The organism is Rhodothermales bacterium, assembly GCA_041391505.1.
Lineage (GTDB): Bacteria > Bacteroidota > Rhodothermia > Rhodothermales > JAHQVL01 > JAWKNW01.
This window is the reverse complement of the sequence record JAWKNW010000008.1, coordinates 149,294-172,151: the sequence shown is the minus strand read 5'-3', so window position 1 is coordinate 172,151 and position 22,858 is coordinate 149,294. Positions and strand designations below refer to the sequence as shown.

The 22,858-nt window shown below is 65.8% G+C and carries 19 protein-coding genes; 9 read left to right on the top strand and 10 right to left on the bottom strand.

Annotated features, from left to right (window positions below; translation table 11 throughout):
• Positions 1-8: 8 nt before the first annotated feature.
• Genes R2834_10415 through R2834_10405 form a run of 3 tightly spaced genes read right to left on the bottom strand, consistent with a single transcriptional unit; the run spans position 9 to position 3,347 of the window.
• Positions 9-1,163 (bottom strand): methyltransferase domain-containing protein, encoded by a 1,155-nt coding sequence (locus R2834_10415; protein MEZ4700732.1) that lies wholly within the window; start codon positions 1,161-1,163, stop codon positions 9-11.
• A 5-nt stretch (positions 1,164-1,168) separates the two neighbouring features.
• The gene (locus R2834_10410) at positions 1,169-2,344 is read right to left on the bottom strand and encodes a class I SAM-dependent methyltransferase (protein ID MEZ4700731.1); all 1,176 of its coding nucleotides are present in this window, start codon (positions 2,342-2,344) and stop codon (positions 1,169-1,171) included.
• A gap of 40 nt (positions 2,345-2,384) precedes the next feature.
• Positions 2,385-3,347: a glycosyltransferase family 2 protein gene (locus R2834_10405; GenBank protein MEZ4700730.1), complete on the bottom strand. Its 963-nt coding sequence runs from the start codon at positions 3,345-3,347 to the stop codon at positions 2,385-2,387.
• A gap of 233 nt (positions 3,348-3,580) precedes the next feature.
• Here R2834_10405 and R2834_10400 point away from each other — a divergent pair, with 233 nt between their 5' ends.
• The 4 genes from R2834_10400 (at position 3,581) to mprF (ending at position 8,821) form a co-directional block, all read left to right on the top strand.
• The gene (locus R2834_10400; GenBank protein ID MEZ4700729.1) at positions 3,581-4,237 is read left to right on the top strand and encodes a DUF599 domain-containing protein; all 657 of its coding nucleotides are present in this window, start codon (positions 3,581-3,583) and stop codon (positions 4,235-4,237) included.
• 180 nt (positions 4,238-4,417) lie between these two features.
• Entirely contained in the window at positions 4,418-5,170 is a 753-nt protein-coding gene (locus tag R2834_10395) for a hypothetical protein (GenBank protein ID MEZ4700728.1), read from the top strand.
• Positions 5,171-5,266: 96 nt separating this feature from the next.
• Positions 5,267-5,977, top strand: coding sequence for a hypothetical protein (locus R2834_10390; GenBank protein ID MEZ4700727.1), 711 nt, complete (start codon positions 5,267-5,269; stop codon positions 5,975-5,977).
• A gap of 291 nt (positions 5,978-6,268) precedes the next feature.
• The gene (mprF, locus tag R2834_10385; protein MEZ4700726.1) at positions 6,269-8,821 is read left to right on the top strand and encodes a bifunctional lysylphosphatidylglycerol flippase/synthetase MprF; all 2,553 of its coding nucleotides are present in this window, start codon (positions 6,269-6,271) and stop codon (positions 8,819-8,821) included.
• A gap of 30 nt (positions 8,822-8,851) precedes the next feature.
• On the opposite strand, the gene R2834_10380 is transcribed toward mprF, so the two are convergent.
• Genes R2834_10380 through R2834_10365 form a run of 4 tightly spaced genes read right to left on the bottom strand, consistent with a single transcriptional unit; the run spans position 8,852 to position 13,755 of the window.
• A complete protein-coding gene (locus tag R2834_10380; GenBank protein ID MEZ4700725.1) occupies positions 8,852-9,610 on the bottom strand; it encodes an FkbM family methyltransferase in 759 nt (252 codons plus the stop codon).
• A gap of 50 nt (positions 9,611-9,660) precedes the next feature.
• Positions 9,661-11,613 carry a hypothetical protein gene (locus R2834_10375; protein MEZ4700724.1) on the bottom strand — a complete coding sequence of 651 codons (1,953 nt, stop codon included), beginning with the start codon at positions 11,611-11,613 and terminating at the stop codon, positions 9,661-9,663.
• On the bottom strand, positions 11,564-12,388 hold the full coding sequence (locus tag R2834_10370) for a PIG-L deacetylase family protein (protein ID MEZ4700723.1): 825 nt from the start codon (positions 12,386-12,388) through the stop codon (positions 11,564-11,566). Before R2834_10370 ends, R2834_10375 begins: the two co-directional genes overlap by 50 nt.
• Positions 12,389-12,411: 23 nt before the next feature.
• A complete protein-coding gene (locus R2834_10365; protein ID MEZ4700722.1) occupies positions 12,412-13,755 on the bottom strand; it encodes a glycosyltransferase family 4 protein in 1,344 nt (447 codons plus the stop codon).
• A 211-nt stretch (positions 13,756-13,966) separates the two neighbouring features.
• On the opposite strand from R2834_10365, the gene R2834_10360 reads away from it, so the two are divergent.
• Positions 13,967-15,358 carry an oligosaccharide flippase family protein gene (locus R2834_10360; GenBank protein MEZ4700721.1) on the top strand — a complete coding sequence of 464 codons (1,392 nt, stop codon included), beginning with the start codon at positions 13,967-13,969 and terminating at the stop codon, positions 15,356-15,358.
• A gap of 6 nt (positions 15,359-15,364) precedes the next feature.
• Here R2834_10360 and R2834_10355 read toward each other — a convergent pair whose 3' ends face one another.
• The 3 genes from R2834_10355 to R2834_10345 form a co-directional block, all read right to left on the bottom strand.
• Positions 15,365-17,239, bottom strand: a complete 1,875-nt coding sequence (locus R2834_10355) for a pepsin/retropepsin-like aspartic protease family protein (protein ID MEZ4700720.1) — start codon at positions 17,237-17,239, stop codon at positions 15,365-15,367.
• Positions 17,240-17,310: 71 nt separating this feature from the next.
• Entirely contained in the window at positions 17,311-18,123 is an 813-nt protein-coding gene (gene arsM, locus R2834_10350) for an arsenite methyltransferase (GenBank protein ID MEZ4700719.1), read from the bottom strand.
• On the bottom strand, positions 18,114-18,443 hold the full coding sequence (locus tag R2834_10345) for a metalloregulator ArsR/SmtB family transcription factor (GenBank protein MEZ4700718.1): 330 nt from the start codon (positions 18,441-18,443) through the stop codon (positions 18,114-18,116). Before R2834_10345 ends, arsM begins: the two co-directional genes overlap by 10 nt.
• Positions 18,444-18,603: 160 nt before the next feature.
• On the opposite strand from R2834_10345, the gene R2834_10340 reads away from it, so the two are divergent.
• The 4 genes from R2834_10340 to R2834_10325 all read left to right on the top strand — a co-directional run bounded on the left by R2834_10340 (position 18,604) and on the right by R2834_10325 (position 22,457).
• Positions 18,604-19,008, top strand: coding sequence for a hypothetical protein (locus tag R2834_10340; GenBank protein ID MEZ4700717.1), 405 nt, complete (start codon positions 18,604-18,606; stop codon positions 19,006-19,008).
• The gene (locus tag R2834_10335; protein MEZ4700716.1) at positions 19,005-19,994 is read left to right on the top strand and encodes a zinc-dependent alcohol dehydrogenase family protein; all 990 of its coding nucleotides are present in this window, start codon (positions 19,005-19,007) and stop codon (positions 19,992-19,994) included. The genes R2834_10340 and R2834_10335 overlap by 4 nt, the downstream gene beginning before the upstream one ends.
• A 92-nt stretch (positions 19,995-20,086) precedes the next feature.
• Entirely contained in the window at positions 20,087-20,689 is a 603-nt protein-coding gene (locus R2834_10330; GenBank protein MEZ4700715.1) for a gluconate 2-dehydrogenase subunit 3 family protein, read from the top strand.
• A 64-nt stretch (positions 20,690-20,753) separates the two neighbouring features.
• On the top strand, positions 20,754-22,457 hold the full coding sequence (locus tag R2834_10325) for a GMC family oxidoreductase (protein ID MEZ4700714.1): 1,704 nt from the start codon (positions 20,754-20,756) through the stop codon (positions 22,455-22,457).
• The last annotated feature ends 401 nt before the right edge of the window (positions 22,458-22,858 follow it).

Genomic DNA, 22,858 nt, shown 5'->3' with positions numbered 1-22,858 from the left:
GTGGACCGTCAGGCCGTGATCAGTTGGGGGGTGAGGTTCATGGTGGCCAGCGTCTGGCGAACTTCCTCCTGGTAGATGGCATTCATCAGGATGACGACGTCGGGTTTGTAGGTGGTTAAAAACTCGGGAGGGCGGATTTCCTGCCCGGTGCCCGTGATGAATTTTCCCAGCTTGCGGGGATTGATGTCGATGGCGTAGGCGATGTCCGCCAGCCGGCCCACGGTGTTCAGGAACGTGTTGCCCTTCGAGCCGGCGCCCCAGATCACGGCCCGCCTGCCGGCCGACGCGACGGCGCGAAGCTCGTCGGACCAGCGCGCGATCTTCGCCCGGTAGGCGTCCGCGAAGGCGGCCACGTCGCGGGCCAGGCCCGTCGTGTCGGGCTCCTGCGCCGGCTTCCGTTCAGGCAGCGGGCGCGCCTCGATCGAGAGAAACTGGCCGGCGTACCGCGGCGTCACGCGGAGCACCTCGAAGCCGTTCGAGGCGAAGAGGTAGGCGATCGACTCGGGCGTGTAGTAGCCGCAGTGTTCGTAAATCAGATCCCAGATGGCGTCCTCGCGGAGGGTGGCCATGGTGTTCGGCACTTCCATGTAGACGACCGTGTCCGGCCGGCCGGCGATGGTATCGTGCAGGCTGCGAATGAAGCCGGCGGGGTCGGGGATGTGTTCGAGCACATGCCGGCAATAGACCATCGCCGCGTCGAGGTCGGCGTACGCGGGCGCGTAGGCCGCGCGGGCGATCCGCACGCGGTCCGACACGACGTCGGGGCCGATATAGCTCGGATCGAAGCCGATCCCGTCGCATCCGCCGCGCGCGCAGAGGAGCTTCAGGAAGTCGCCCTGCCCGCACCCGATCTCGACGACCGTGCGATCCTTCAGCGCGTACCGCTCCGCCAGCTCGTCCGCCAGCGCATCGGCGAAGGCCTGAAAGCGCGGAGAGTGGTGGAGCGAGTTTTCGTAGGTGGTCGTGTAGTCGATCCGCGCGGGGTCGAACGCCGCGTTGAAGAGGTGGCCGCAGCGGGTGCAAAAGACGACGTGCAGGTCTCCGAGGACGGCGTTGAGGGCGGACGCTTCGCTGTCGTGCAATTCGTTGCAGAGTACCGGCACCCGATCGATGACGACGACATCGGTCGGGCGGGGGGCGTGACAGACCGGGCAGTTCGACATGGCAATCAGGCGTACTCGGTAATGGGTTCGAGCGCGGGGCGCAGACCGCGCTCGTCGAGACTGCGCCTGATCTCTTCCATGTAGACGGGATTCATGACGATCACGCGATCGGGAGGATCGGCGATGAGCGCGTCCGGCCCGACGACCGGGTGCCCGGTGCCGGCCAGGAAGGAGCCGTGTTTATACGGGTTGATGTCGACCGCGCAGGCGATTTCATCCCCTACGCCGAGGGTGGTGACGAAGGCGACGGCTTTGGATCCGCCGCCCCACAGCACGACGCGTTCGCCCCGATCGCGCCAGGCGGCGAGCCGGCTGCGCCAGTCGGTCAGGACGCCCTGGATCGTGCCGGCGAAGCGGTCGACGAGGCTGCGCAGCTCGGTGAGGTCCGGCAACCGGTCGTGGTCGGGCGCATCCGGGACGGCTTCGATCATCAGGTACTGATCGTCGTAGTCCGTCCAGGTCCGCAGCGGCCGGAAGCCGGCGCGGCGGAACAGGACATCGAGCGACTCCGGCGAGAAATAGCTGCAATGCTCGTAGTAGACATCCCAGAAGGCGCCCTCGCCGAGCACGCGACGCGTGTCGGGGATCTGGAAAAAGACCAGGGCTTCCGGCTGGGCGTCGAGAGCGCGGCGGACGGTGCGGATAAAGGCTCCGGTGTTGGGGATGTGTTCGAGCGTCATCTTGCAGCAGACAAAGTCCGCCACGCGGTCCGCGTAGGCCTCGGAGTAAAAATCCTGCACGAACGTGGCGCGTCCCTCGCCGGCGCCGGAGTCGCGCTCCGGAATATAGCTCGGATCGAAGCCGATGCCGGTGTTGTCGCCCAGGGCGCACACCATGTTGAGGAAGTCGCCTTTCCCGCATCCGATTTCGATCACGCGCTTCCCGTGCAGGTCGTGGCGTTCGATGAGATCGCGCGCCAGCCGTTCGTGAAAGCGGTTGAATGTCGGCGAGAAGCCCTGTGTCTCCTCGTATTCGCGGGAATAGTTCAGCAGGCTGCCGTCGAACGCCTTGTTGCCGATGAAGCCGCAGACGCCGCAGTAGCCGAGGGCGATGGAGCCGGTAGGAAACGACCGCGCTTCGCGCTGATCCTTGAGCAGCAAAACGCTATGGACGGGCACGCGGGGGACTTTATAAAACGTCTCCAGGGCGCCGGAAGAGCAATTGGGACACTCAGAACGCATGACGAAAAAGTGGTGCGGGGGAGCAAAATACCGGCTCAACTCACGGGGTAGTCACCGGGCGATCTTTTTTTTTGAATCGAAGGTAGCTGTTCTTGTGGCGAACGCTGAGCCGGCTGAGTTTTTCCGGGCTCAGAGCGTACTGAAGGACGGCCTTGAGTCCGCGCATCCGCTGCCCGACGGGCAGCCGGGCGTGGAGCGCGGCGTGGATGTAGCCGGCGAGCACATGACGCTGCGGGAAGACGAACAGCCCGGGCTCCTTGCCCGAGATCCAGCGCTCGCGTTCCATGATGGGGCGCTTGCTCGACTGCACCGGGTGGCACCGGCGGTAAAACAGCGAGTCGAGCAACTGCTCGAATCGGCCCTGGAGGCACAACTCGGCGAGCAGCACCTTGTCCGAGCCGTAATAGGCGCCGATGAGCGAGGTATGCGAAAGCGCCTCGGTCCGGATCACGCCGAACACCTCGTGGCACAACTTGGACCGCGTCAGGATCGCGGAGAACCGCTCGATGGGGTCTTCGGAGAACATGGACTCCTCGAAGTAGATCACCCAGTTCCGGCCGCCGCTGTCGACGTACGCATTTTTGGATGGATCGAACACGACGAGGGAGCCGTCGTCGTTGATCAACTCCGTGCCGGTAAAGGCGAGCACCGTATCCGGATGCTCATCCAGGACCTGCACGCAGGCTTCGATGAAGGTCGGAGCGCACACGTCGTCGTGAGCGGCCCACTTGAAGTACTTCCCGCGAGCGTACGTGAAGACTTCATTGAAATTGGCTGCAGCGCCTACATTGGCCGTTTGACGACGGTATTGAATGCGGTCGTCCTTCGCGGCATACTCGCGGCAGATGGCTTCCGTCTCGTCGGTTGAGGCGTTATCCAGGATAACGATTTCCAGATCCGTGAAGGACTGGTTCAACAGCGAGTCGAGGCAATCCCGAATATGCTTTGCGCCATTGTAAACAGGCAACCCGATGGTAACGATCGGGGCTTTTTCGGCAGACATGTTGGGTCTTGTAAATGTGGTGGCTCTTAATGCGTTAAGATCGTATCGTCTGACACGACTGGCGAAGCTTGGGGATGATTCTAAGCGAAAATTAATGAAGCATCGTTCGCCAGAGCGACCAGACCGGAGCCTCTTGGGGGGGAAAGTGGGGGAGATCCTGTCAGAAGAGCTATCGGATGTTTTTCTATAATCAATAACTCTCGTTTTTGAATTCGTTCCTTCGGCCGCTGTCCATGTTCGATCATCAACAGGATTTAATCTGCGTATCCGCCAGCGTAGTGCTATTGCTGGGGTATTTTTTCTTCACCCTGCTTCGTGGCCGGCGCCGGCCGGGGGCTACCATGCAGAACGCCAACCAGGCCGTCCGCGCCATGTGGGTGAAGCACATCCTGGAGGATCCTCCCAACCGGTCGCTCCTGGCGATTCAGACGCTCCGGAATTCGACCATGGCGGCGACGTTTTTTGCGACCACGGCGGTCCTGCTGATGATCGGCACGCTCAACCTGTCGGGTCAGGCGGACAAGTTCATGCCGGCGCTCGAGCAGATCGGCATCCTGTCTCCGTCGCATTCGGGCCTCTGGCTTTTTAAGGTGCTGCTGCTGACGGGCGATCTCTTCGTCGCCTTCTTCGCCTTTGCGATGGCTGTCCGGCTGTTTAATCATGTCGGCTATCAGGTGATCGTCCCCCAGGCCGTACGCGACCCGCTGATCGACGAAACGGCCATCATCGGCTACATGCAGCGGGCCGGCGGTTATTATTCGTTCGGGATGCGCGCCTACTTCATCGCCGTGCCCCTCACGTTCTGGCTCTTCGGCCCGGTTCTGCTCCTCGCGGCGACCGTGGTGGTGGTGGTGGTGCTTTCTGTCATGGATCGCGTCCCGCACGAATAGTGGCCCCCGATCGGCGCGTTTGATAAGAAGGTTCTCATGAAGCCGGGACACGATCCGGCCCGGCCATTCGTTCCTGCCCCATGAGCGTGCGCTGATCGCGACAGGATGCGAACCGCATAAACAGGCTTCCGTGCCGCGCTCGGTGACCGCGCTCGATGTGTCACGAACGGAGCCTGTGCCATGTACATTTCCCCCAGGATTCCCCGCCCAATCGTCGCTACGACGCCTTTCACCCCGCGTGCCCGGTCCATCGGGCTGGCGACCGCCCTGCTGGTGGTGCTGACGCTGACCGGATGCACGGATCAAACCGCCGTCCCGGACCCGGCCACCGCCGAGGAGGCCTTGCCGATCGCCGCCGCTTCCGATGCCGATGTGGGGCTCCATGCCTCCAATCTGGCTCGCCGCCACCTGCACGAAGCGCGCGCCAACGTCGACGGCGGCCAGTACGCCCTGGCGATTGCCCCCCTCCGGGAGTCGGCCGAACTCCTGAACCGGCGCGCGGCCGAAGCGAGCGGCGAGGCGAAAGCCGACCTCGAGCGCAGCGCGCGCGTCCTCATACGGCTGGTCGAACGCGAACAGTTTGGGCCGAGCCTCAAGCCGCAGACGGTCGACCACGCGCTCGCCTACGCCTACTTCGCGCTGGCGGAATTTCACGTCCAGCAGGCGCTGGAGGTGTGGCAGCGGAAGGAAACCGACGAGGCGACCGCCTTTCAGCTGAATACTGCCGGCGTCTTCCTCAACGACGCCAACGAACAGTTCACCGACGATGCGCATCCCGACCTGCACGGAGTGGTGATCGATCTCGAGGCGATCGGCCGCAGCCTCGCGGAGCATCGCCCCGACGATCGCCAGCACATCACCGCACGGATCGAAAGCACCCGTGACGATCTGAACCGGTTGCGGCCCTTTTTCGAGGAGACCGCGCCGGACTGAGGGCGATTTCCGCCCACTTTTTCTCACGACGGGTCTGCTCGCCCGGCGAGGAGACCCCCAACCAGAGGCCACAACGCGTGGCGAGGTGATAGACTTATGAAACGCACCCCTATCGTACTTCTGTTCACGATGTATCTGGCGCTGACGAGTCCCGCATGGGGCCAGACGCTGGAAGAAACACCACGGGACCCGGCTCGCCGCGAGGCGGCGGGTCATGACGAGGGCTACCTCACGCTCACCGTCCCGGCATCGGATTTTAATCAGGTCCGCTACCTGCTCGACTACCTGCTCGAGCGCTCGCGGGACAACAGCAACCTGGGGAATCTGACCGTCGCCGCCGAAGAACTCACCCGGGCGGCTTCTTTGATGCGCGTCGACGCCGGCGAAGGAAATGACGATGTGCAGAACGAAGTCTACAGCGCCGCCGATCAACTCGAAAAAATCGCCCGGGCGGCGGAAACGGGCTCGAAGACGCCGGTTTCGGTGTTCGACAGCGCGATTTTTGATGCCCACCGGGCCATCGCGCACTACCATCAGCGGCGCGCCCGCACGTTGATGGAGGCGACGATGGAGACGAACGCCGGCCTCGCGCTCCAGGCCGCGCTCCTGCACTACGAACATGCCGCCGTGGCCGCGGCCCGGATGAGGAGCCGGCCGGCCGATCCCGACCTGTACGCGCAGGTAGACGACTGGGAAAAAATCGCCGAGCTGATGATACATAACGAAAACCAGAACACGCCCCTCGCGCTGGAAACCATCGATCAACTCGGAGACCGCATCCGTATGCTGGGCGGTGCCGTGAACTAGGCGCTCTCTACAAATTCTTCAGCCAGCGCCGTCTCCTGAACCTGATTCAAGGTCCATTCAAACCGAAGGTTCAGATACGCCCCTGCCACGGACGGCCCGTGCTATTCGAGGCGTAACAATCAAAAGGACCGCCGGGACCATCGCGTCTCGGCGGTCCATTTATACAGGATGGCGCGTGTTTACCTCGTTGTTGCGAGGAGGAGGTCCGGCCATGTACTTTGCGTACCCAGGGCGGCCGCCGTACGCCCGCTCCTCGAAGCTCGCGCCCCCACCCTTTTGTCCTGCTCATCCATGGCGATCCTCTCTCGACTCAAACGCTGGGCGCCACTCGGTATCGTCATCGTCTTTGCGGCCGCGCTCTTCCTGCTTCTTCGGGAACTCGAATCGCTCCAACTGGCCGATATCCTCGCCTATTTACACCAGCTGCCGGCGTGGAAGCTGATCCTGGCCGGCGTCCTGGTCGCGCTGAATTATCTGACGCTGATCGGCTACGACTTCCTTGCGCTGCGCCATCTCGGGAAGCAGGTGCCCCGGAGCCGCGTTTTTCTGGCGTCGTTTGCGGGGTATGCGATCGGAAACAACGTGGGGCATAACCTGCTCGCCGGCGGTGGCGTGCGGTATCGCATCTATGGCGAGGGGTACCTGAGTCTACCGGAGATCGTAACGCTCGTCATGATCGGCAGCCTGACGTTCTGGTGTGGTCTGGCCGGCCTCGCTGGGGTGGCCTTCCTCGTCGATCCACCGCTCATCGATGCGCGTTTTGCGCCATCGCCGCACGTGCTGCGGGGCATTGGAGCCGGCCTCGTGGCGCTCGTCGCGGGCTATCTCGCGTTCGGTTTTTTTGGAAAGAAGATGCTGACCATCCGAGGGTATGCGATACACATCCCGGAGCGGTCCATGCGATGGCGGCAGCTGGCGCTGGGGATGACCGATATGGCGCTGATCGCCGGCATCCTGTACGCGCTGCTCCCCGCATCCGGCAGCCTGTCCTATCTCCAGCTGATCAGCATCTACCTCGCGGCCCAGCTCATGGGCATCCTGAGTGCGGTGCCCGGCGGTCTCGGGGTGTTCGATACCCTGATGCTGATCGGGTTGCAGTCCGACTACCCCAAAGCCACGGTCGTGGGCGCCCTGCTCGTGTATCGGGCCCTGTATTACGTCATCCCGCTCGTGGCGGCGGCGCTGGCCTTGCTCAATCATGAGATCGGCCGGCACGGGCCGCGCTGGGCTTCCTTCGGAGCACGCTGGAATCTGTGGGTGTCGCCTGTGCTCCTGAGGGTGCTGACCGTTTGTGTGTTTCTGGCCGGCGTGGCGCTGCTTTTTGGCGGGGCGCTGCCTGCCGACTCCGCGCGCATGGCGCAATTGCATCGCCTCGTGCCGCTCTCCGTGATCGAGACCTCCCATTTCCTGGCGAGCGTGCTCGGGACGCTGCTGTTTTTTGTGGCGTACGGGATCATGAGGCGCATCGATTCGGCCTATTACGCCACGCTGATCCTGCTCGGCGCCGGCGTGGTGCTGAGCCTGCTGCGGGGGCTGGACTACGAAGAGGCGCTGCTGCTCGGTGCCGTGGCGGTGCTGCTTTATCCAGCCAGGAGCCTCTTTTATCGAACGACGCGCCTCGATCGGGAGCCGATCTCGATGCGCTGGTTCGTCGCGGTGGCGATGGCCTTCCTCGCGGTAGGCTGGCTGGGGTTTTTTGCCTATCGGGAAGTGGCCTATGCGCACGAATTGTGGTGGCAGTTCGAGCTGGACGCCAGTGCGCCCCGCTTTCTCCGTGCCGGCGTGGGTGTCGCCGCCACGCTGCTGTTGGTAGGCTTGACGCGCCTGTTCAATCCATCCCGGCTCCATACCGCGACAGCCACCGCCGATGAGCTCCAGGCCGCGATGCCCATCCTACAATCTTCAGCCAACCCGGAGGGCAACCTGGTTTTGCTGGGCGACAAATCCGTGTTGTTCGACGAGGACCGGACAGGTTTTATCATGTATGCCGTCCAGGGCCGCAGCTTCATCGCGTACGGCGACCCGATCGGGCCGGCGAAGACGCGCAAAGACCTGATCTGGCGTTTTGCCGATCGTTGCGATCGCGTGGGAGGCCGGTTGGTGCTGTATCAGATTGGTGAGGAGTCGCTGGGCGTCTGTGCGGATCTGGGCATGTCCTTCTACAAGCTGGGCGAGGAAGGACGGATCGATCTGGCCTCGTTCAGCATGGAGGGCGGGCACCGGAAAGGCCTGCGACGCACGGTGCGTTCGTTAACCGAGGCGGGCTACGGGTTTCGTGTCGTGCCGGCGGAAGAGGGCGCCCGGATGGTGGACGAGCTGCAGCGGATCTCGTCGAGCTGGCTGGCGAGCAAACATGCGCGCGAAAAAGGATTCTCGCTCGGTTATTTCGACGCGGCCTATCTGCGTCGCTTCCCCATCGCGGTCGTCGAGCGCGCCGGCGAGGTGGTGGCGTTTGCCAACCTGCTCCCGTCCACGGAAGTCCTGTCGGTGGATCTGATGCGTTACAGCGAGGCGGCCCCCGATGGGGTGATGGACTTCCTGTTCGTGCAACTCATCCTGTGGGCCCAGACGCAGCACTACAGCGCGTTCAGCCTGGGGATGGCGCCGTTGTCCGGGCTGGAGGTAGGTCCCCTCGCGCCGGTCTGGAATAAGGTCGGGACGTTCGTCTTCCGCCACGGCGAACATTTCTACAACTTCCAGGGATTGCGGCAATACAAGGATAAATTCGACCCCAACTGGTCCACTCGATACCTGGCCCTGCGTCGCGGCATCGATCTGCCCATCGCGCTCATGGACGTGTCCACGTTGATTTCCGGGGGGGTGCGGGGTATGGTCGGTCGGTAGCCATGCGGCGGTAAGCGGCGCGTCCCGCCGTCAGGCAGGGCGCGCGATGGAGTGGCCGACCTGCCAGCGGGTTTTGGTGTACGCGCGTGGGAGCCGCTCGACCCGGTAGCCGGCTTCCTCGACGGCCCGATCCAGCGCATCCCACCGCTCCTCGAAGGCCTTCGGGTCGTTCGCGTCCACTTCGTAGATCAGCACCGGGCGGATGGTGCGCAACGTGGTGCTCATGCCGCGAATCACCGCCAGTTCGGCGCCTTCGACGTCGATCTTGACGAAATCGGGCGGCGGCAGCTTGCCGGCCATCAGGAGGTCGTCGATGGAGACGACCGAGACGTTGACATACTCGCGCATGTCGGGCGGCACGATGCCGGTGGACCGCAGCGTGGCTCCGCCGGGATGGTCGGTGATCGCCAGCGCCTCCTCGCCCGTCGTCGCGCCGACCGCCATGGGCTTGACGACGATTTGCGCGAACTGGTTGAGTTCGGCATTGCGCCGGATGGCGTCGATATGGTCCGGCACGGGCTCGAACGCATAAACCCGGCCAGCCTCCCCGGTCAGCCGCGCCGCGAGGACGCTGAAAAAGCCGCAGTTGGCCCCGATGTCGTAGACGACCTGTCCGGGCTGCACGTTGGCGACGAGCGCTTCCTGGACCGCCGGCTCCATCGTGCCCTGCACGTACGCGAGGGGGAAGCCGGTGGCGTCGAAGCGGAGCCCGGCCGCCGGCCCCCGCTGGATGCGTCTGAAAAAACGCCAGGCTACGCGTTTCAGGGCGTTAGTGAGTGTCCGTTTCATGGCTGGTACGCCAAAACTGCTGGATGGTCTTCACAAAAGGGGGCATGGCCTTATCCCGGGGATGCGCCGTGACGACCCCGCAGGATCAGGCCGCTGAAGAGGCTTCCCGTGTCATCCCCCCATTCCCAGTTGGCCGCGAGGCCGGCACGGGTGATGCGAAGCGGCGCGATCTCCGGGTAGATATCCTGGAGCGAGCGATAGAGCACGGGCTCGTCGTCGATCGAGACCAGGTACCGGAGGCCGTCGAATCGGGCGCGCATCCGGTACGGCCGCCCCCAGCGGATGCGCCGGCCCACGTTGGTCCACACCGCCCGGAACGGGTCCTCGTACCCGTCGAGCCGGTGAAAGGACGACACGGAGGTGCCGTCGAATTGATCGTCGAGCCAGGTGTTGATGATGAAGTAGTTGGCCGGATCCTGCCAGAAGACGAGGCCGCCCCGGCCGCGTTCGTCCTGGCCGCGCTCGGTCCCGGGCGGATGGATCTCGACCTCCAGATCGGCATAGGCGGGGTTCGCCCAGGGCACCGTGTAGGCGGTGCGCCCCGGGTTGGGCCGCTCGCGTGTGGCGCGGATGCGCACGCGTCCGTCGCCCGTGCGCTCGAAGACGCCTTTTCCGATGGAGCGCTCCCAGTCGCCCGCGGCATCCAGCGGGCCGGCAGGTCCGTCGAGCGCGGGGGCGGTTTCCGGCGCCGCTTCGGGCGGATGCCAGGGCGCGGGCAGCGCCAGGGCCGCCGGAATTGGCACGGCGCGCGGGTGCGCCTCGAAGCGCCGGCAGCCGCCGCCCACGATGCCGACGCCGTCCGCGGGGTCGTCCGGTTCCACCGCGCAGGCGAGCAGGACCCCCTCGTTCAGAAAACAGCGGATCTCCCGTCCGTCGTCGAGGATCTGGAGGGCGCGGAGGTCGTCGTCCAGCGGCGTCTCGGCCAGCGCGCGTCCGTCCTCGGCACGGATCAGCTGAAACTGCCCGTCCGCGGCGACGGCGGCCAGATGGCGGGAAGGGCCGGCGTAGCGCAGAACGACGCCGCGCGGCCCGGCCTGGGGACCCTCCCAGCGAGCCGCCAGCAAACCGGTCGCCTCGCCGGGATGTAGCAGCAACGCTGGATGGGCGCCCGCGGCGCCGGCCGTCCAGTCCCCGCCGCGCGCGGCCGTTCGCCCCGCGCGCCAGGCCTCGCCATCCCGGTCGGCGGCATGCGCCGACCCGCACCAGGCGGACAACGCCTCCACGCGCGCTATGCTGGCGGCGTAGAGCCGGCTTTCGATGCGGAATCCGACCTCGCCCTGCGTGCTCTGGGCGACGACGGCGTAACACGCCGGCGCCGCGCCGTCCTCTACGACGGCGACCGGGCGCATCATCGGGAAGGCGGTCGAGCCGTGCGCCTGCGGCAACGAGGCCACGTAGTACGCCGCGCCCGTCTCGCGCAGCACGACGATGAGGTAGAGGGGGATGTTCTGGATGTCCGAAGCGACCGCGAGGGGGGTGCGTTCGTGGCCACAGGCCCACAGTTCGCCGTTGCGCGGACCCAGGGCATGCACGATCAGGCCGTGCCCCTCGTCGACGGGCGACGCCGGGGCGGGGTCGCCGTACCAGCCCACGGCGAGGTTCTCCTTCAACGCTGGCGCGTGATGCAGCACGGGGGGATTCTGCGGCGCCTCGAGGATCCCGAGGCGATGCAGTATCGGGCCGACGAGCCGGCGAAGGCTTCGTTTCAGTGAGGGCCTGGCGGGGGGAAGCGACTGCGAGCTGTGGTGGCCGTTGAGCAGGAAGACGCCGAAGGCGAGGCCGGCCTCGCGCTCGAAGGGGCCATACGCGAGGCATTCGCGCCCCCAGCCGGCCTGCGACGGGTAGCCAAACCGCAGCGCGCCGTGATCGATGCCGATCACGCCGTCGAGGTCTTGCACCAGCCGCTGCGGCCCGGTGGCGGACGGGGTCTCCCGAACGCGCCCGGGAGCGCGGTCATCCGCGAAGGTGTCCCTGAGGATAACGGTATCGGAAGAAGAACTCATGCGCTTGAAAGAAACAGTCGAGAAACTCGCCGTCGGCGACGTCCGCCAGAATGGGCCAGCGGTCCTTCAGGCGCTGGGCCTGACTCGCGTGAGCCTCCAGGGCGTTGCGCTTGCGGTCGAGCGCGTCGCCGATATACACGGCGGTCCGGAAATCCCGGAAGGCACGGGCGCCGAAACGGTTCAGCAGCGAGTCCCGCCAGACGCGGAGCGTCTTGCGTTCCAGCGTGAGCGGGAGGCTGATGAAGGGCCAGTGATGCCAGTGCCAGATCGGGTATTCGTTGATCCAGACCGGGCGTTTGGATGAGCGAAGGGCTTCGCGCACGATGCGCCAGGTGGCCAGGTGGTCCGGCGTGACGTCGTGCCGGTAGGGGATGAACACATCCTCAGGGCCGAACTGATCCATCAGGCCGCGGACGCGGGAGACGGCATCCGCCTCGCTCTGGCCGAGCCGGCGGTCCTCATACATCAAAAACGTGCTCTGGCCCGGATCGACCCCCAGCGCCGCGAGGGCGGCCCGGGCCTCATCCACCCGAAGCAGCCCCAGCTCCCGGGGGTCCATCAGGTGCCGATGGGAGCGGCTGCCGTCGGTCATAAAGACGACATGGACCGACGCGCCGGCGGCGAGCTTCTCCACGATCGTTCCGCCGCAGCCGAGGGTCTCGTCGTCGGGATGCGGCGCGAACACGATGGCGGGGCGGGCCAGCGCCTCCGAGGGGAGCAGCTGGGCCTGCTGGAGCAGCTTCTGGTCGAATGCAGGTCGTCTGGGGATTTTCACGCCGTTTCGGGTCGTTGTCGCCTTCAGGAGGCCAGGGTCGCGGGCGTCCGGGTCTGCGGGGCATCGGCGAGCAGGGACGCGTAGATGGCGCGCAGCTCGCCGGCGAGCACGTTCCATCCGAAGAGGGCTCGCGCCCGCTTCTGGCAGGCATCGCGCATGCTGGTGCGGAGCGACGCGTCGCGCAGGAAGCGCACGACGGCGTCGGCCATGGCCTGCGGGTCGTCGCGCTCGACCACCGTTCCGGTGACCCCTTCGTCGATCACCTCCACCACGCCGCCCGAGCGGGCCACGACGGAGGGGACGCCGAACACCATGGCTTCCGCCGGCGTCATGCCGAAGGCCTCGTTGCACACCGAAGGCAGGACGAACAGGTCGGCGTTCCGGTAAAACGCATCCATCCGCTCGCCGTGGGGCACGTAGCCGTGGTAGGTGGTGCGCGCCGCCGCGTCCGGCGTCTGGATGCGTTTCAGGTAGGCAAGATAGCTCTTTTCCTTCTCGATCAGCTGGATGCGGATCTTTTCAGACAGCGAGCGGCCATAAAACCGCTTGAGGTTGGCGGTCTTGTCGTCGTCGCTGAGGCCGACGAGGAAGTTGTATGCCAGCAGTCCGGGCGGGCCGACGACATCGAGATGGACGTTCGGCACCTGCTCGGCGATGCGGTTGAAGGCGTCGATCAGGACGTGGACGCCTTTTTCGGGCGAGAGCCGGCCCACATACAGCAGGCGGAGGGGCGCATCCGCCGCGCGGGGATCGAGCGGCAGGTCTTTCTCTGGGATCTGCACGCCGTTGAACAGCGTGGCGAAGCGGCCGGCGTACCGCGGAAACCGCTCGCGGGCGCCGTCGGTGATGTAGTCGCTGCATCCCAGCACGAGATCCACATCCTCCAGCCGGCGCGCCAGCGCCCGCTCGCTCAGCTGCGTCAACCACTGGCAATGCATGTGGAGGACGATCCTGGCGTTCGGGTTGTATTTGCGGATGATCGGGGCGAACTGGGAGAAGTTATGCAGGTGCACGATGTCGCACCCCTGCGTGTGAATGTCGCGCGCCACCTCGGTCGCATACCGTTTGTAATACCACGACGTGGCGACCAGCGGGATGCGGGGGTTGAAAAAAGAGGTTACGCGATCGGCGATCACCAGCGGGGTGAGGAGGTTCTTTTCCATCCGGGTGTCGATCCGGCGGTACAGGATCCCCTTGTCGTCCCGCTCCGTCGCCGCCTGTCCTTCGCGCCGCTTCGCATAGATGACCACCTCGTCCTGTTCGGCCAATCCCCGGGCGAGGCGATAGGTGATGGTGGCGATCGACGAGGCGCCGACGGCTTTCTGGTTGATGGCTTCCCAGGGTTGGGAGACAATGGCGATTTTCATACGTAGTATGGGCCGGAAGCAGATCGGTGTGACGCTACACATTCATCTCGCTGCGTGCGCATAACGGATGACGGGGTCTTGCGTCGTACATTCATGGCGCTTTATTACGCGAAGGGTATCGGCCGGGGGGACTTTTATCCCGGTCCCGCACGTCAGGATGATAGCCCGTCAGTTCAGTGCGCACGTCCGTGCCCAGAAGAAACGTACACGCATGTTCACCTCCTTTGGGGCGTATATCGCCTCTTTTTCACGACGTCTGAAGGGAAAAGGTAACCTGGCTTTGTTCGCGCGGGGCGCCGGCGGCGGATTCCTGATCCGAGGCCTCGCCGCCGGACTCACGTTCGTCAGCGCCGCCGTGATGACGAACGTGCTCGGAGATGTCGAATACGGGGTGTATGCGTTCGTGCTGGTCTGGGTGAACGTGCTCGTGCTGCTTTCCCGGTCGGGATTCAACCGGTCGGCCGTGCGCTACATTGCGTCGTACCGGAGTGTTGAACGCTGGGACCTGTTGAAAGGCTTCCTGCGGTACAGCCGGCTCCGCGTGATTCTTTCGTCGACGACGATCGCGGTCGTGGGGGCCGCCGGGGTGTACCTGTTTCGGGATGCGCTGCTCGAGCGGCAGCAGCCGACGCTGATCGGCACCGCCTATGTGGCGACCGTGGCGCTCGTGCTCATGGCGCATCTGCATCTCCAGGAGGGCATCCTCGACGGGTTCAAGAAGGTGGTGCTGTCACAGATCCCGCAGCAGGTCATCCGGCCCATCCTGATCGCGCTGGGATTGCTGGCGCTTTCCCGCGCGGCCGGCGTCACCGTCACCGCGCCCGTGGGGATGGCCACGACGGTGGGCGCCACGCTGCTCGTGCTGGGGATCAGCTACACGTTCGTAAAACGCGCGCTCCCGCCCCAACTCGCGGAGGTCGAGCCGGCGTACGACAAGAAGGAGTGGGTATCGACCTCGCGCGACATGATGGTCGCCACCGGCTTCAACCAGATCCTGATGCAGGCGGACATCCTGCTGCTGGGGATGCTCGTTGATACAACCCAGGGGGGCATCTACCAGATCGCGAGCAAGGTGGCCGGCCTGCTCACCATCGCCAACGTCGCCGCCAACTCGATCCTGCATCCGATGGTGGCGGACCTGTTCGCCAAAAAGGACGACCGGGAGCTGCAGCGCGTCGTCGTCGTGGGCGCCAACCTCGTGTTCGTCCTCGGTCTCGTAAGCGGCGCGGTGCTCTTTTTCGGCGCCGGCCTCATCCTGCCCATCTTCGGCGAGGCTTACGCGGCCGCCGGCACGCTGCCGCTGCGCATCCTGACGGTCGGCGTGATCCTCAACCTGCTCAGCGGCCCCGGCCTCCTCCTGCTCAATATGACCGGTCACCAGCGCGACAGCATGTACATCATGGGGACGGCCGCCGCGATCAACGTCACACTCAACCTGATCCTCATCCCCCGCTTCGGGGCCGCCGGCGCGGCGACCGCCACATCGCTCTCGATCATCCTCTGGAATACGGCGGCGGCGGTGATGGCGTACCGTCGGCTCAAGATCGTGCCGATGGCGTTCGGCCTGTCGCTGGCGAAATGGCTGCGGCGTCGTCGAGGCTGAAAGCGCTCAGCGGACGAAGGCGATGCGTTCGTGCGGGTAGTCGAACACGACCCTGAAATTTTCTAGGAAGCCGCGCCCGATGATGCCGTCGTAGCTGCCGTCGCTGTTGTAGGTGCCGGGTATCTTGGCGTGGAAAAGCGCGTTCCGAAACCGGTAGCCGGCGAACTGGACGGCGTCGAGCCGGGAGCGGTATTCAAAGGTGTCGCCGTAAAACGTCTCGGTGGGCGTCAGCTCGATCGAGCGGTTGGCGAGCAGGTTGTGCCGGGCCGCGAAGCCGCTGCGAAAGCTGATCCGCGCCGATTTGCCGGTATCCACGACGAAGCGTCCCGCAACCGACTCATCCACCCGGGCGTCGATGGACGGGCGCGCCTCGACCTGCATGGGCTCCCAGATGCCGCCGGCGAGGCGGTAGGTCGCCGGGTCGTGGATGGCGATGCGGTCGTTGGGATAGTCGACCGACACCACGGCGCTGGCGAAGAACGGAAACCCGAGGATGCCGGCGCGTTCGCGCCCCTCGGGCCCGGTGAGCCCCGAAAGGTCCCGCGCGATGAAGACCGGATCGATCAGCGTCAGCCGGCCGATGCGCAGCGCGCCGCCCTGCCGCAGGGTGACGCCCGGCGAAAGCTCCCGGATGACCGGCATCCCGATCCGGTCGGCGATGAGGTTGTCGATGACGAGGTCGCTCGCGCCGCTGTCGACCAGAAACCAGCCGGCCGTGTAGCCGTCGATCTCGGGGTGGACGAAGTGGTGGCCTTTCTGGCCGCGGCCGGTTTCGACCTCCACCTCCGCCGGCCGGCGCTCGTCGAACGCCGCGCGGGGCCGGACACCGGGGTTGTCGAACAACGCGGCCGGCGCCTCGGCCCGCAGCGGTTCGCTCAGGCGGGACGACGTCTGCCGGTCGTTCTGGGATAGCGTCCAGCTCTCGGGGAGGTAAAAGCCTCCGGCCGCGTGCGGCGCACCGAACGACAACTCGATCAGCCCCTGCTCGTCTTCGACTTCGGCGCGGAGGACGGTTTCGTTCGCCGGATCCACCCAGATCCGCGCGCCGACGGTGCCGCCGCGGGGCTGCATGAACAGGATGGCGCTGCCATCCGACGCGTCCAGCCCCTCGAAACGGAGGTCTATGCCTGCGTTCGCCGGCATCCACGATCCGCTGCGCAGCCAGGCCATCAGCTGGAGGCGTTCCGACTCCGGCGGCGCCACGTATTCGCTCAACCCGTCGGGCCGCATGCGCCAGTATCGGCGCCCGTCGAATCCTTCCTCCGGGGCTCCCGTGGCGGCGTCCTGCACGACGTAGCGGCCGTCGCCGAGGTAGGTGTGCTGGAAGCCGACACGCCCCTTGCCGGGCTCGATGCGGTCCTGCCATTCGATGAACCGCACGTCAGGTGCGGACGCGGCGCGGCTCCGGATCCGGTCGATCAAGCCGGCCTCCGGGGCGGCGTCGATGCGGACGGCATCCCAGCGCCCGCGCACCACGATCCGGTTGCCGAGCGAGACGCCCAGCATGCGGTTGGGCACCGTGGCCTGGATCACGCCCGACATCCGGGACCCCTCGATCCGGCCCACGAAGCGGTAGTCGGTTTCGAGCCAGGTGAGGGTGAAGGAGATCTCGCCGCCGGCGATGCGCGCCCGCTCCAGGGCGAGCGGACGCATCTCCCGGTCGGCGGACAGGGTGAGCGCGGGCGACTCCCGGACGGAAGCCGGAGGGTTGATCAGAAACAGATGGGACGATGCCGGGAAAACCATGTGGCCGGCCCACGTTTCGCCGTCGGCAAACGGCGTGGCGGGCGCCGCGTCCCGCGTATCGAACCGGCCCGGGCCGGCGAGGAGGGTCAGCGCCAGGAAGACGATGCCCAGCGGAAACACGGTACCCCGGCGCATCCATCGCCGGATGCGCCGGGGTTTGAGGGCCGCTGCGGAAGGAGTCCCTGATCGGGGCTGTCGATACACGCTTAGTCCGTACGAGTGCGTTTTCCTGTGACGGTGATGCTGAGGATGCCGCCGCCGGCACGGAACGAGGCGACGTCCGCGGCGGGCGCGCCGGCGAGCATGTCGTCGGGCACGTCGATCGGCCGTTCCTCGGCCACCGTGATGTCCGAAAAGCCCTGGGCGCGGAGGAGGTCCAGATAGATCTCCTTCTCCTGCGCTCCGGCGACGCAGCCGGCGTAGGCTTCAGCGGATTGACGAATCGAAGCCGGCAGCGTTCCCTGGACGACGATATCGGAGACACAGAAATGCCCGCCCGGCTTGATCGCCCGGTGCATCTCGGCGAACGCATCCGCCTTGTTGGGCACCAGGTTGAGCACGCAGTTGCTGATCACGACGTCGGCCGAGGCGTCGCGGACGGGCAGCGCCTCGATCTCGCCAAGAAGAAAGCGGACATTGGCGTAGCCCAGCTTGCGCGCGTTTTCGCGGGCGCGCTCGACCATCTCGGGGGTCATATCCACCCCGATCACGGCGCCGTCTTCACCCACGATGGATCGTGCGATGAAGGCGTCGAGGCCGGCGCCCGACCCGAGGTCGAGCACCGTGTCGCCCGGCCGGATATCGGCAAGATGCGTCGGGACGCCGCAGCCCAGCTTGAGGTCCGCGTCCGCCGCGTACCCCTCCACGTTGTCGTAGGCGTCGCCGATGAGCGAGACCGTGTCGGTCGTGCTGCACCCGCATCCGCAGCCCCTGGCTTCGGTACGCGCCGCGATTTCGGCATATTTGGTTCGTACATACGCGCGGACGTCGTCCGGCGAAGTGGTTTCGTCTAACAGCATGATGATGCCTGGTCTAGATGTTCGAAAAAAGCACCGAAAGCCTCGCGGGCCCGCAGGAGGGCCTCCGGGTTGAGACAGTAACAGGACCTTGGCCCCTCGATGGTGCCCTGCACGAAGCCGGCTTCCTTCAGCGCCTTGAGGTGCTGGGAAACGGTCGCCTGCGCGAGCGGGAGGACGTCGACGATCTCGCCGCAGATGCAGGCTTTCCGTTCGGCGAGCACCTTCAGCACGGCAAGCCGCGCCGGGTGCGCCAGGGCTTTCGCCCATTCCGCGAGCTGAATTTCATCCGGTAAGAACTGGTCGCTTTTCGAGTAGGCCATGGTCGGGTTGGTTTGTGTCTGATCGTTTATCGTAGATATACGATGTATAGTTCCGGGGGATGTTGGGAAATTTTTCGGCGTCCGGGCGGCAGGCCGGGCCATTTGACGATAATGCCGGCGCGGCCTATCCTGTTGGATCCTCTCATGCAGCGACTCTCGTATGAAAGCTCTCATCAGTCCGGCGCTGGCCGGCAACATCCTGCTTGTGGCATTCGGCGGGCTGGCGGTGTTTCACGTCCTGGTGCTGGCCGGCCTGGTCCCGGCGGACATCGTCTGGGGAGGACATGTCGAGGAAGGGCCGGCGAGTAGGGTGGGGCCGGAAATTGCGGCGCTGGTCCTGAGCCTGCTGTTCATGCTCGTGATCGCGGTGCGGCTGGGGTACGTCGGGTCCGAGCGGCATCGGAAACAGGTCACGGGCGGGGTGTGGGTGATCTTCGCCTATCTGGTATTGAATACCGCGGGGAATCTGCTGGCGCAATCGTCCACCGAGACCCTCATTTTTACGCCGCTGACGGTGTTGCTGGCCCTCCTGGCGCTGCGGCTGGCTGTGGAGAAGACGCCATGAGAGCCATCGTGCTGGAGCGCGCCGGCGCGCCGCTCGCGCTCGTCGATCTACCGGTGCCGGACCCCGCGCCGCACGAGCTGTTGCTGAAGGTGCACGCGTGCGGGGTGTGCCGGACCGATCTGCATATCGTGGACGGCGAGCTGACGGATCCGGCGCTGCCGCTGATACCCGGGCATCAGATCGTCGGCGTGGTCGAACGCCGGGGGGCGGGCGTTACGCGGTTTTCCGTCGGCGACCGCGTCGGCGTGCCGTGGCTGGGCGAGACGTGCGGGGTGTGCGACTTTTGCCTGAACGGGCGGGAAAACCTGTGCGAGTCGGCGGTCTTCACCGGCTACACGCGCCCCGGCGGTTTCGCGCAGTACACGACGGCGAACGAACAGTTCTGCTTCCCGATCCCGGAGGGTTTTCCCGACGTGCAGGCCGCCCCGCTGCTGTGTGCGGGCCTCATCGGGTATCGCGCGTACCGGTTTGCCGGCGACGCCCGGGTGATCGGTTTTTTCGGGTTTGGCGCGGCGGCGCATATCCTCTGCCAGGTGGCGGTCCACCAGGGGCGCACGGTGTTCGCGTTCACGCGCCCCGGCGACGCGGACGCGCAAGCCTTCGCGCGCGCCCTCGGCGCGGCCTGGGCGGGCGGCACTGACGAGACGCCGCCGGCGGCGCTGGATGCGGCCATCCTGTTCGCGCCGGCTGGCGAGCTGGTGCCGCTGGCCCTTCGGCGGTGCCGGCCGGGCGGACGCGTGGTGTGCGCCGGCATCCATATGAGCGAGATTCCGGCCTTCCCGTATGACATCCTCTGGCGCGAACGGTCCATCCAATCCGTCGCGAACCTGACGCGGGAGGATGGCGAGGCGTTTTTGCGCATCGCGCCGGACGTGCCCGTGCGCACCGAGGTCACGACCTATGCCCTCGCGGAGACGGCGCAGGCGCTGGACGACCTTCGGCATGGGCGATTTAACGGCGCCGCGGTCGTGCTGCCCTGGGCGTGAGGGGTGTTATGTGCAATCCGGATGAGAAAACTGCACGCCTTTACATCGCGCGCTGTATCTTTTAGACGTTACGGTATCAAAGCGGACATCCCATGATCGATCGACGAGAAGCAGTACTGCGCATCACGGCCCTGCTGGGCTGCACCCTGTCTGCGCCGACGCTGGCCGGCGTGCTGAGCGGTTGCCAGGCATCGGCCGACGGCGCCCTCCGGTCCCTGTCGGCCTCCCATAAAGCCTTGCTCGACGTGGTCACCGAGCACATCATCCCCCAGACCGATACCCCGGGCGCCCGCGCGGCGCGCGTCACGGAGTTTATCGATATGCTGCTGACCGATTTTTATTCGGACGCGGATCGCGCCGGCTTTCTCGAGGGCCTCGCCGGCTTCGACGCCGCCGCGCAGCGCGCCACGGGCAACACGTTTCTGGACAGCACGCCCGAGGAGCAGTTCGCCCTGCTCGATGCGATGGACGCCGAGGCTTTCCCCGATCTCGATGCGATGAGCGAGGCGGATCGCGAGGCGTACGAGCGCCGGCGCGCCGCCGAGGGTCGGCCCGTCTTCGCCCGCGTCAAGGAATTGACGCTCTCCGGGTTCTATACCTCCGAGCTGGGCGCGACGCAGGAGCTGCGCGTGAACCCGATGGGGAGCTATCGCGGCGACATCTCGGTGTCGGAAGTGGAGCGCGCCTGGGCGTGAGGCGCTGCCAGGGGCCAACATAAACATGCAAAACGGCTCGCGTCGCGCGGGCAATGAGGTAAACATGGCATCGATTCAGGTACGGCAGGAGTACGACGCGATCGTGGTGGGATCCGGCGTGGCCGGCGGCTGGGCGGCGAAGGAACTGACCGAAAAAGGGCTCAACACGCTCGTGCTCGACCGCGGGCGGAATGTGGAGCACGGGAAGGACTACATCACCGAGCACAAGGAGGTGTGGGAGCTGCCAAACCGGGGCCGGATGCTGCCGGAGGAGCTCGAAAACGTGTATCCCGTCCAGAACCGGGCGCACGTGATCAGCGAGTCGACCAAGCATTTCTTCGTCAAGGACTCCGAGCAGCCCTATGTGGAGGACAAGCCGTTTATCTGGGTCCGTGGCGACCAGGTCGGGGGCCGTTCGCTGATCTGGGGGCGGGGCGTGCCGCGCTGGAGCGAGCTGGATTTCGAGGCGCCGGTGCGGGACGGCCACGGGATCGACTGGCCGATTCGCTACAAGGACATCCAGCCGTGGTACGACCATGTCGAGCGCTTTATCGGCGTCAACGGCGAGCCGATGAACAGTCCGGCCATTCCCGACGGCATCTTCCAGAAGCCGATGGAGATGAACGCCGTCGAGAAACACGTCCGCAAGCGCATCGAGGCATCGTTCCCGGGGCGTACGATGACGATTTTCCCGATGGCGATCCTCACCGAGGCGCTCAACGGCCGGCCGGCGTGCCACTACTGCGGCCCCTGCATGCGCGGCTGCTCGACCGGGTCGTATTTCAGCAGCCAGGGCGTCACCCTGCCGGCGGCCGCCGCGACGGGCAAGATGACCCTGCGGCCCGATTCGGTCGTCCACAGCGTGATTTATGACGAGGCGAAGGACCGCGCCGTCGGCGTGCGCATCATCGACCGGGTGACGAAGGAGCCCATCGAGTATTACGGCAAGCTGATCTTCCTCTGCGCCTCGGCGCTGGGCAGCACGCAGGTCCTGCTGAACTCGACATCCGCGCGTTTCCCCAACGGCCTGGCCAACTCGAGCGGCGTGCTCGGGCATTATCTGATGGACCATCACTTCCGCGTCGGCGCGCGGGGCATGATGCCGGGCTTCGAGGATCGCTATTACATCGGCAACCGCCCGTCCGCCACGTACATCCCGCGTTTCCGAAACGTAGGGCCGGGCACGATGCGGGACGATTACATCCGGGGCTTCCACTATTCGGGGGGCGCGAGCCGCTCGTCGTGGAGCCGCGGCGGCCGGCAGCGCGGCATCGGCGAGTCGCTCAAGAACAGCCTCCGCGAACCGGGGCCCTGGTACATGAGCGTGAACGGATTCGGCGAGATGCTGCCCGAGTTTGATAACCACGTGTATCTCGATCCGGAGAAAACCGATCAGTGGGGGATCCCGCTCCTGCACATGAGCAGCGCGATCGGCGCGAACGAATACGCGATGCGGAAGGACATGCAGGAATCGGCCGTGGAAATGCTGGAGGCGGCCGGCGTGGAGGAGATCTCCGCCTACGACGACATCGCCACCTCCGCCCCCGGCGACGCCATCCACGAGATGGGCACCGCGCGCATGGGCCGCGACCCGAAGACGTCGGTCCTCAATGCCCACAATCAGGCGCACGACGTCCCGAACCTGTTCGTGACGGATGGCGCGTGCATGACCTCATCCGCCTGCCAGAACCCGTCGTTGACGTACATGGCGCTCACCGCCCGCGCCGTCGATTACGCCGTAAAGGCGCACAACCGGGGCGAAATCTAGCCCCCCGGTCGCGTCCCATCCCGTGGCCCCCGGTTGCGATCCCACCCCGTGCCCCCCCGTTCGCGATCCCACCCCGTGCCGGTTGCGATCCCATCCCGTGGCCCCACGGTCGCGATCCCACCCTGCCCCCGGTGCGATCCACCCCGTGCCCCCGGTCGCGATCCACCCCGTTCCCCCGTTTGCGATCCCACCGTAGGTCGGGTTAGGTCCCCTCAGGGACCGTAACCCGGCCTGATGTCCCGACTCGTAACCCGACGATGGCCCGACCCGACGATGGCCCGTAACCCGACGATGGCCTTAACCCGACGTGCCCGTAACCCGACGATGGCCCGTAATCCGACCGGTGACCGTAACCCGACGATGGACCGTATCCGACCGGTGACCGTAACCCGACCGGTGAC

Bases quoted from the DNA above. Each gene is read 5' to 3' on its own strand.
- R2834_10415 (MEZ4700732.1), bottom strand. From the start codon at position 1,163: ATGTCGAACTGCCCGGTCTGTCACGCCCCCCGCCCGACCGATGTCGTC.
- R2834_10410 (MEZ4700731.1), bottom strand. From the start codon at position 2,344: ATGCGTTCTGAGTGTCCCAATTGCTCTTCCGGCGCCCTGGAGACGTTT.
- R2834_10405 (MEZ4700730.1), bottom strand. From the start codon at position 3,347: ATGTCTGCCGAAAAAGCCCCGATCGTTACCATCGGGTTGCCTGTTTAC.
- R2834_10400 (MEZ4700729.1), top strand. From the start codon at position 3,581: ATGTTCGATCATCAACAGGATTTAATCTGCGTATCCGCCAGCGTAGTG.
- R2834_10395 (MEZ4700728.1), top strand. From the start codon at position 4,418: ATGTACATTTCCCCCAGGATTCCCCGCCCAATCGTCGCTACGACGCCT.
- R2834_10390 (MEZ4700727.1), top strand. From the start codon at position 5,267: ATGAAACGCACCCCTATCGTACTTCTGTTCACGATGTATCTGGCGCTG.
- mprF (MEZ4700726.1), top strand. From the start codon at position 6,269: ATGGCGATCCTCTCTCGACTCAAACGCTGGGCGCCACTCGGTATCGTC.
- R2834_10380 (MEZ4700725.1), bottom strand. From the start codon at position 9,610: ATGAAACGGACACTCACTAACGCCCTGAAACGCGTAGCCTGGCGTTTT.
- R2834_10375 (MEZ4700724.1), bottom strand. From the start codon at position 11,613: ATGAGTTCTTCTTCCGATACCGTTATCCTCAGGGACACCTTCGCGGAT.
- R2834_10365 (MEZ4700722.1), bottom strand. From the start codon at position 13,755: ATGAAAATCGCCATTGTCTCCCAACCCTGGGAAGCCATCAACCAGAAA.
- R2834_10360 (MEZ4700721.1), top strand. From the start codon at position 13,967: ATGTTCACCTCCTTTGGGGCGTATATCGCCTCTTTTTCACGACGTCTG.
- R2834_10355 (MEZ4700720.1), bottom strand. From the start codon at position 17,239: ATGCGCCGGGGTACCGTGTTTCCGCTGGGCATCGTCTTCCTGGCGCTG.
- arsM (MEZ4700719.1), bottom strand. From the start codon at position 18,123: ATGCTGTTAGACGAAACCACTTCGCCGGACGACGTCCGCGCGTATGTA.
- R2834_10345 (MEZ4700718.1), bottom strand. From the start codon at position 18,443: ATGGCCTACTCGAAAAGCGACCAGTTCTTACCGGATGAAATTCAGCTC.
- R2834_10340 (MEZ4700717.1), top strand. From the start codon at position 18,604: ATGAAAGCTCTCATCAGTCCGGCGCTGGCCGGCAACATCCTGCTTGTG.
- R2834_10335 (MEZ4700716.1), top strand. From the start codon at position 19,005: ATGAGAGCCATCGTGCTGGAGCGCGCCGGCGCGCCGCTCGCGCTCGTC.
- R2834_10330 (MEZ4700715.1), top strand. From the start codon at position 20,087: ATGATCGATCGACGAGAAGCAGTACTGCGCATCACGGCCCTGCTGGGC.
- R2834_10325 (MEZ4700714.1), top strand. From the start codon at position 20,754: ATGGCATCGATTCAGGTACGGCAGGAGTACGACGCGATCGTGGTGGGA.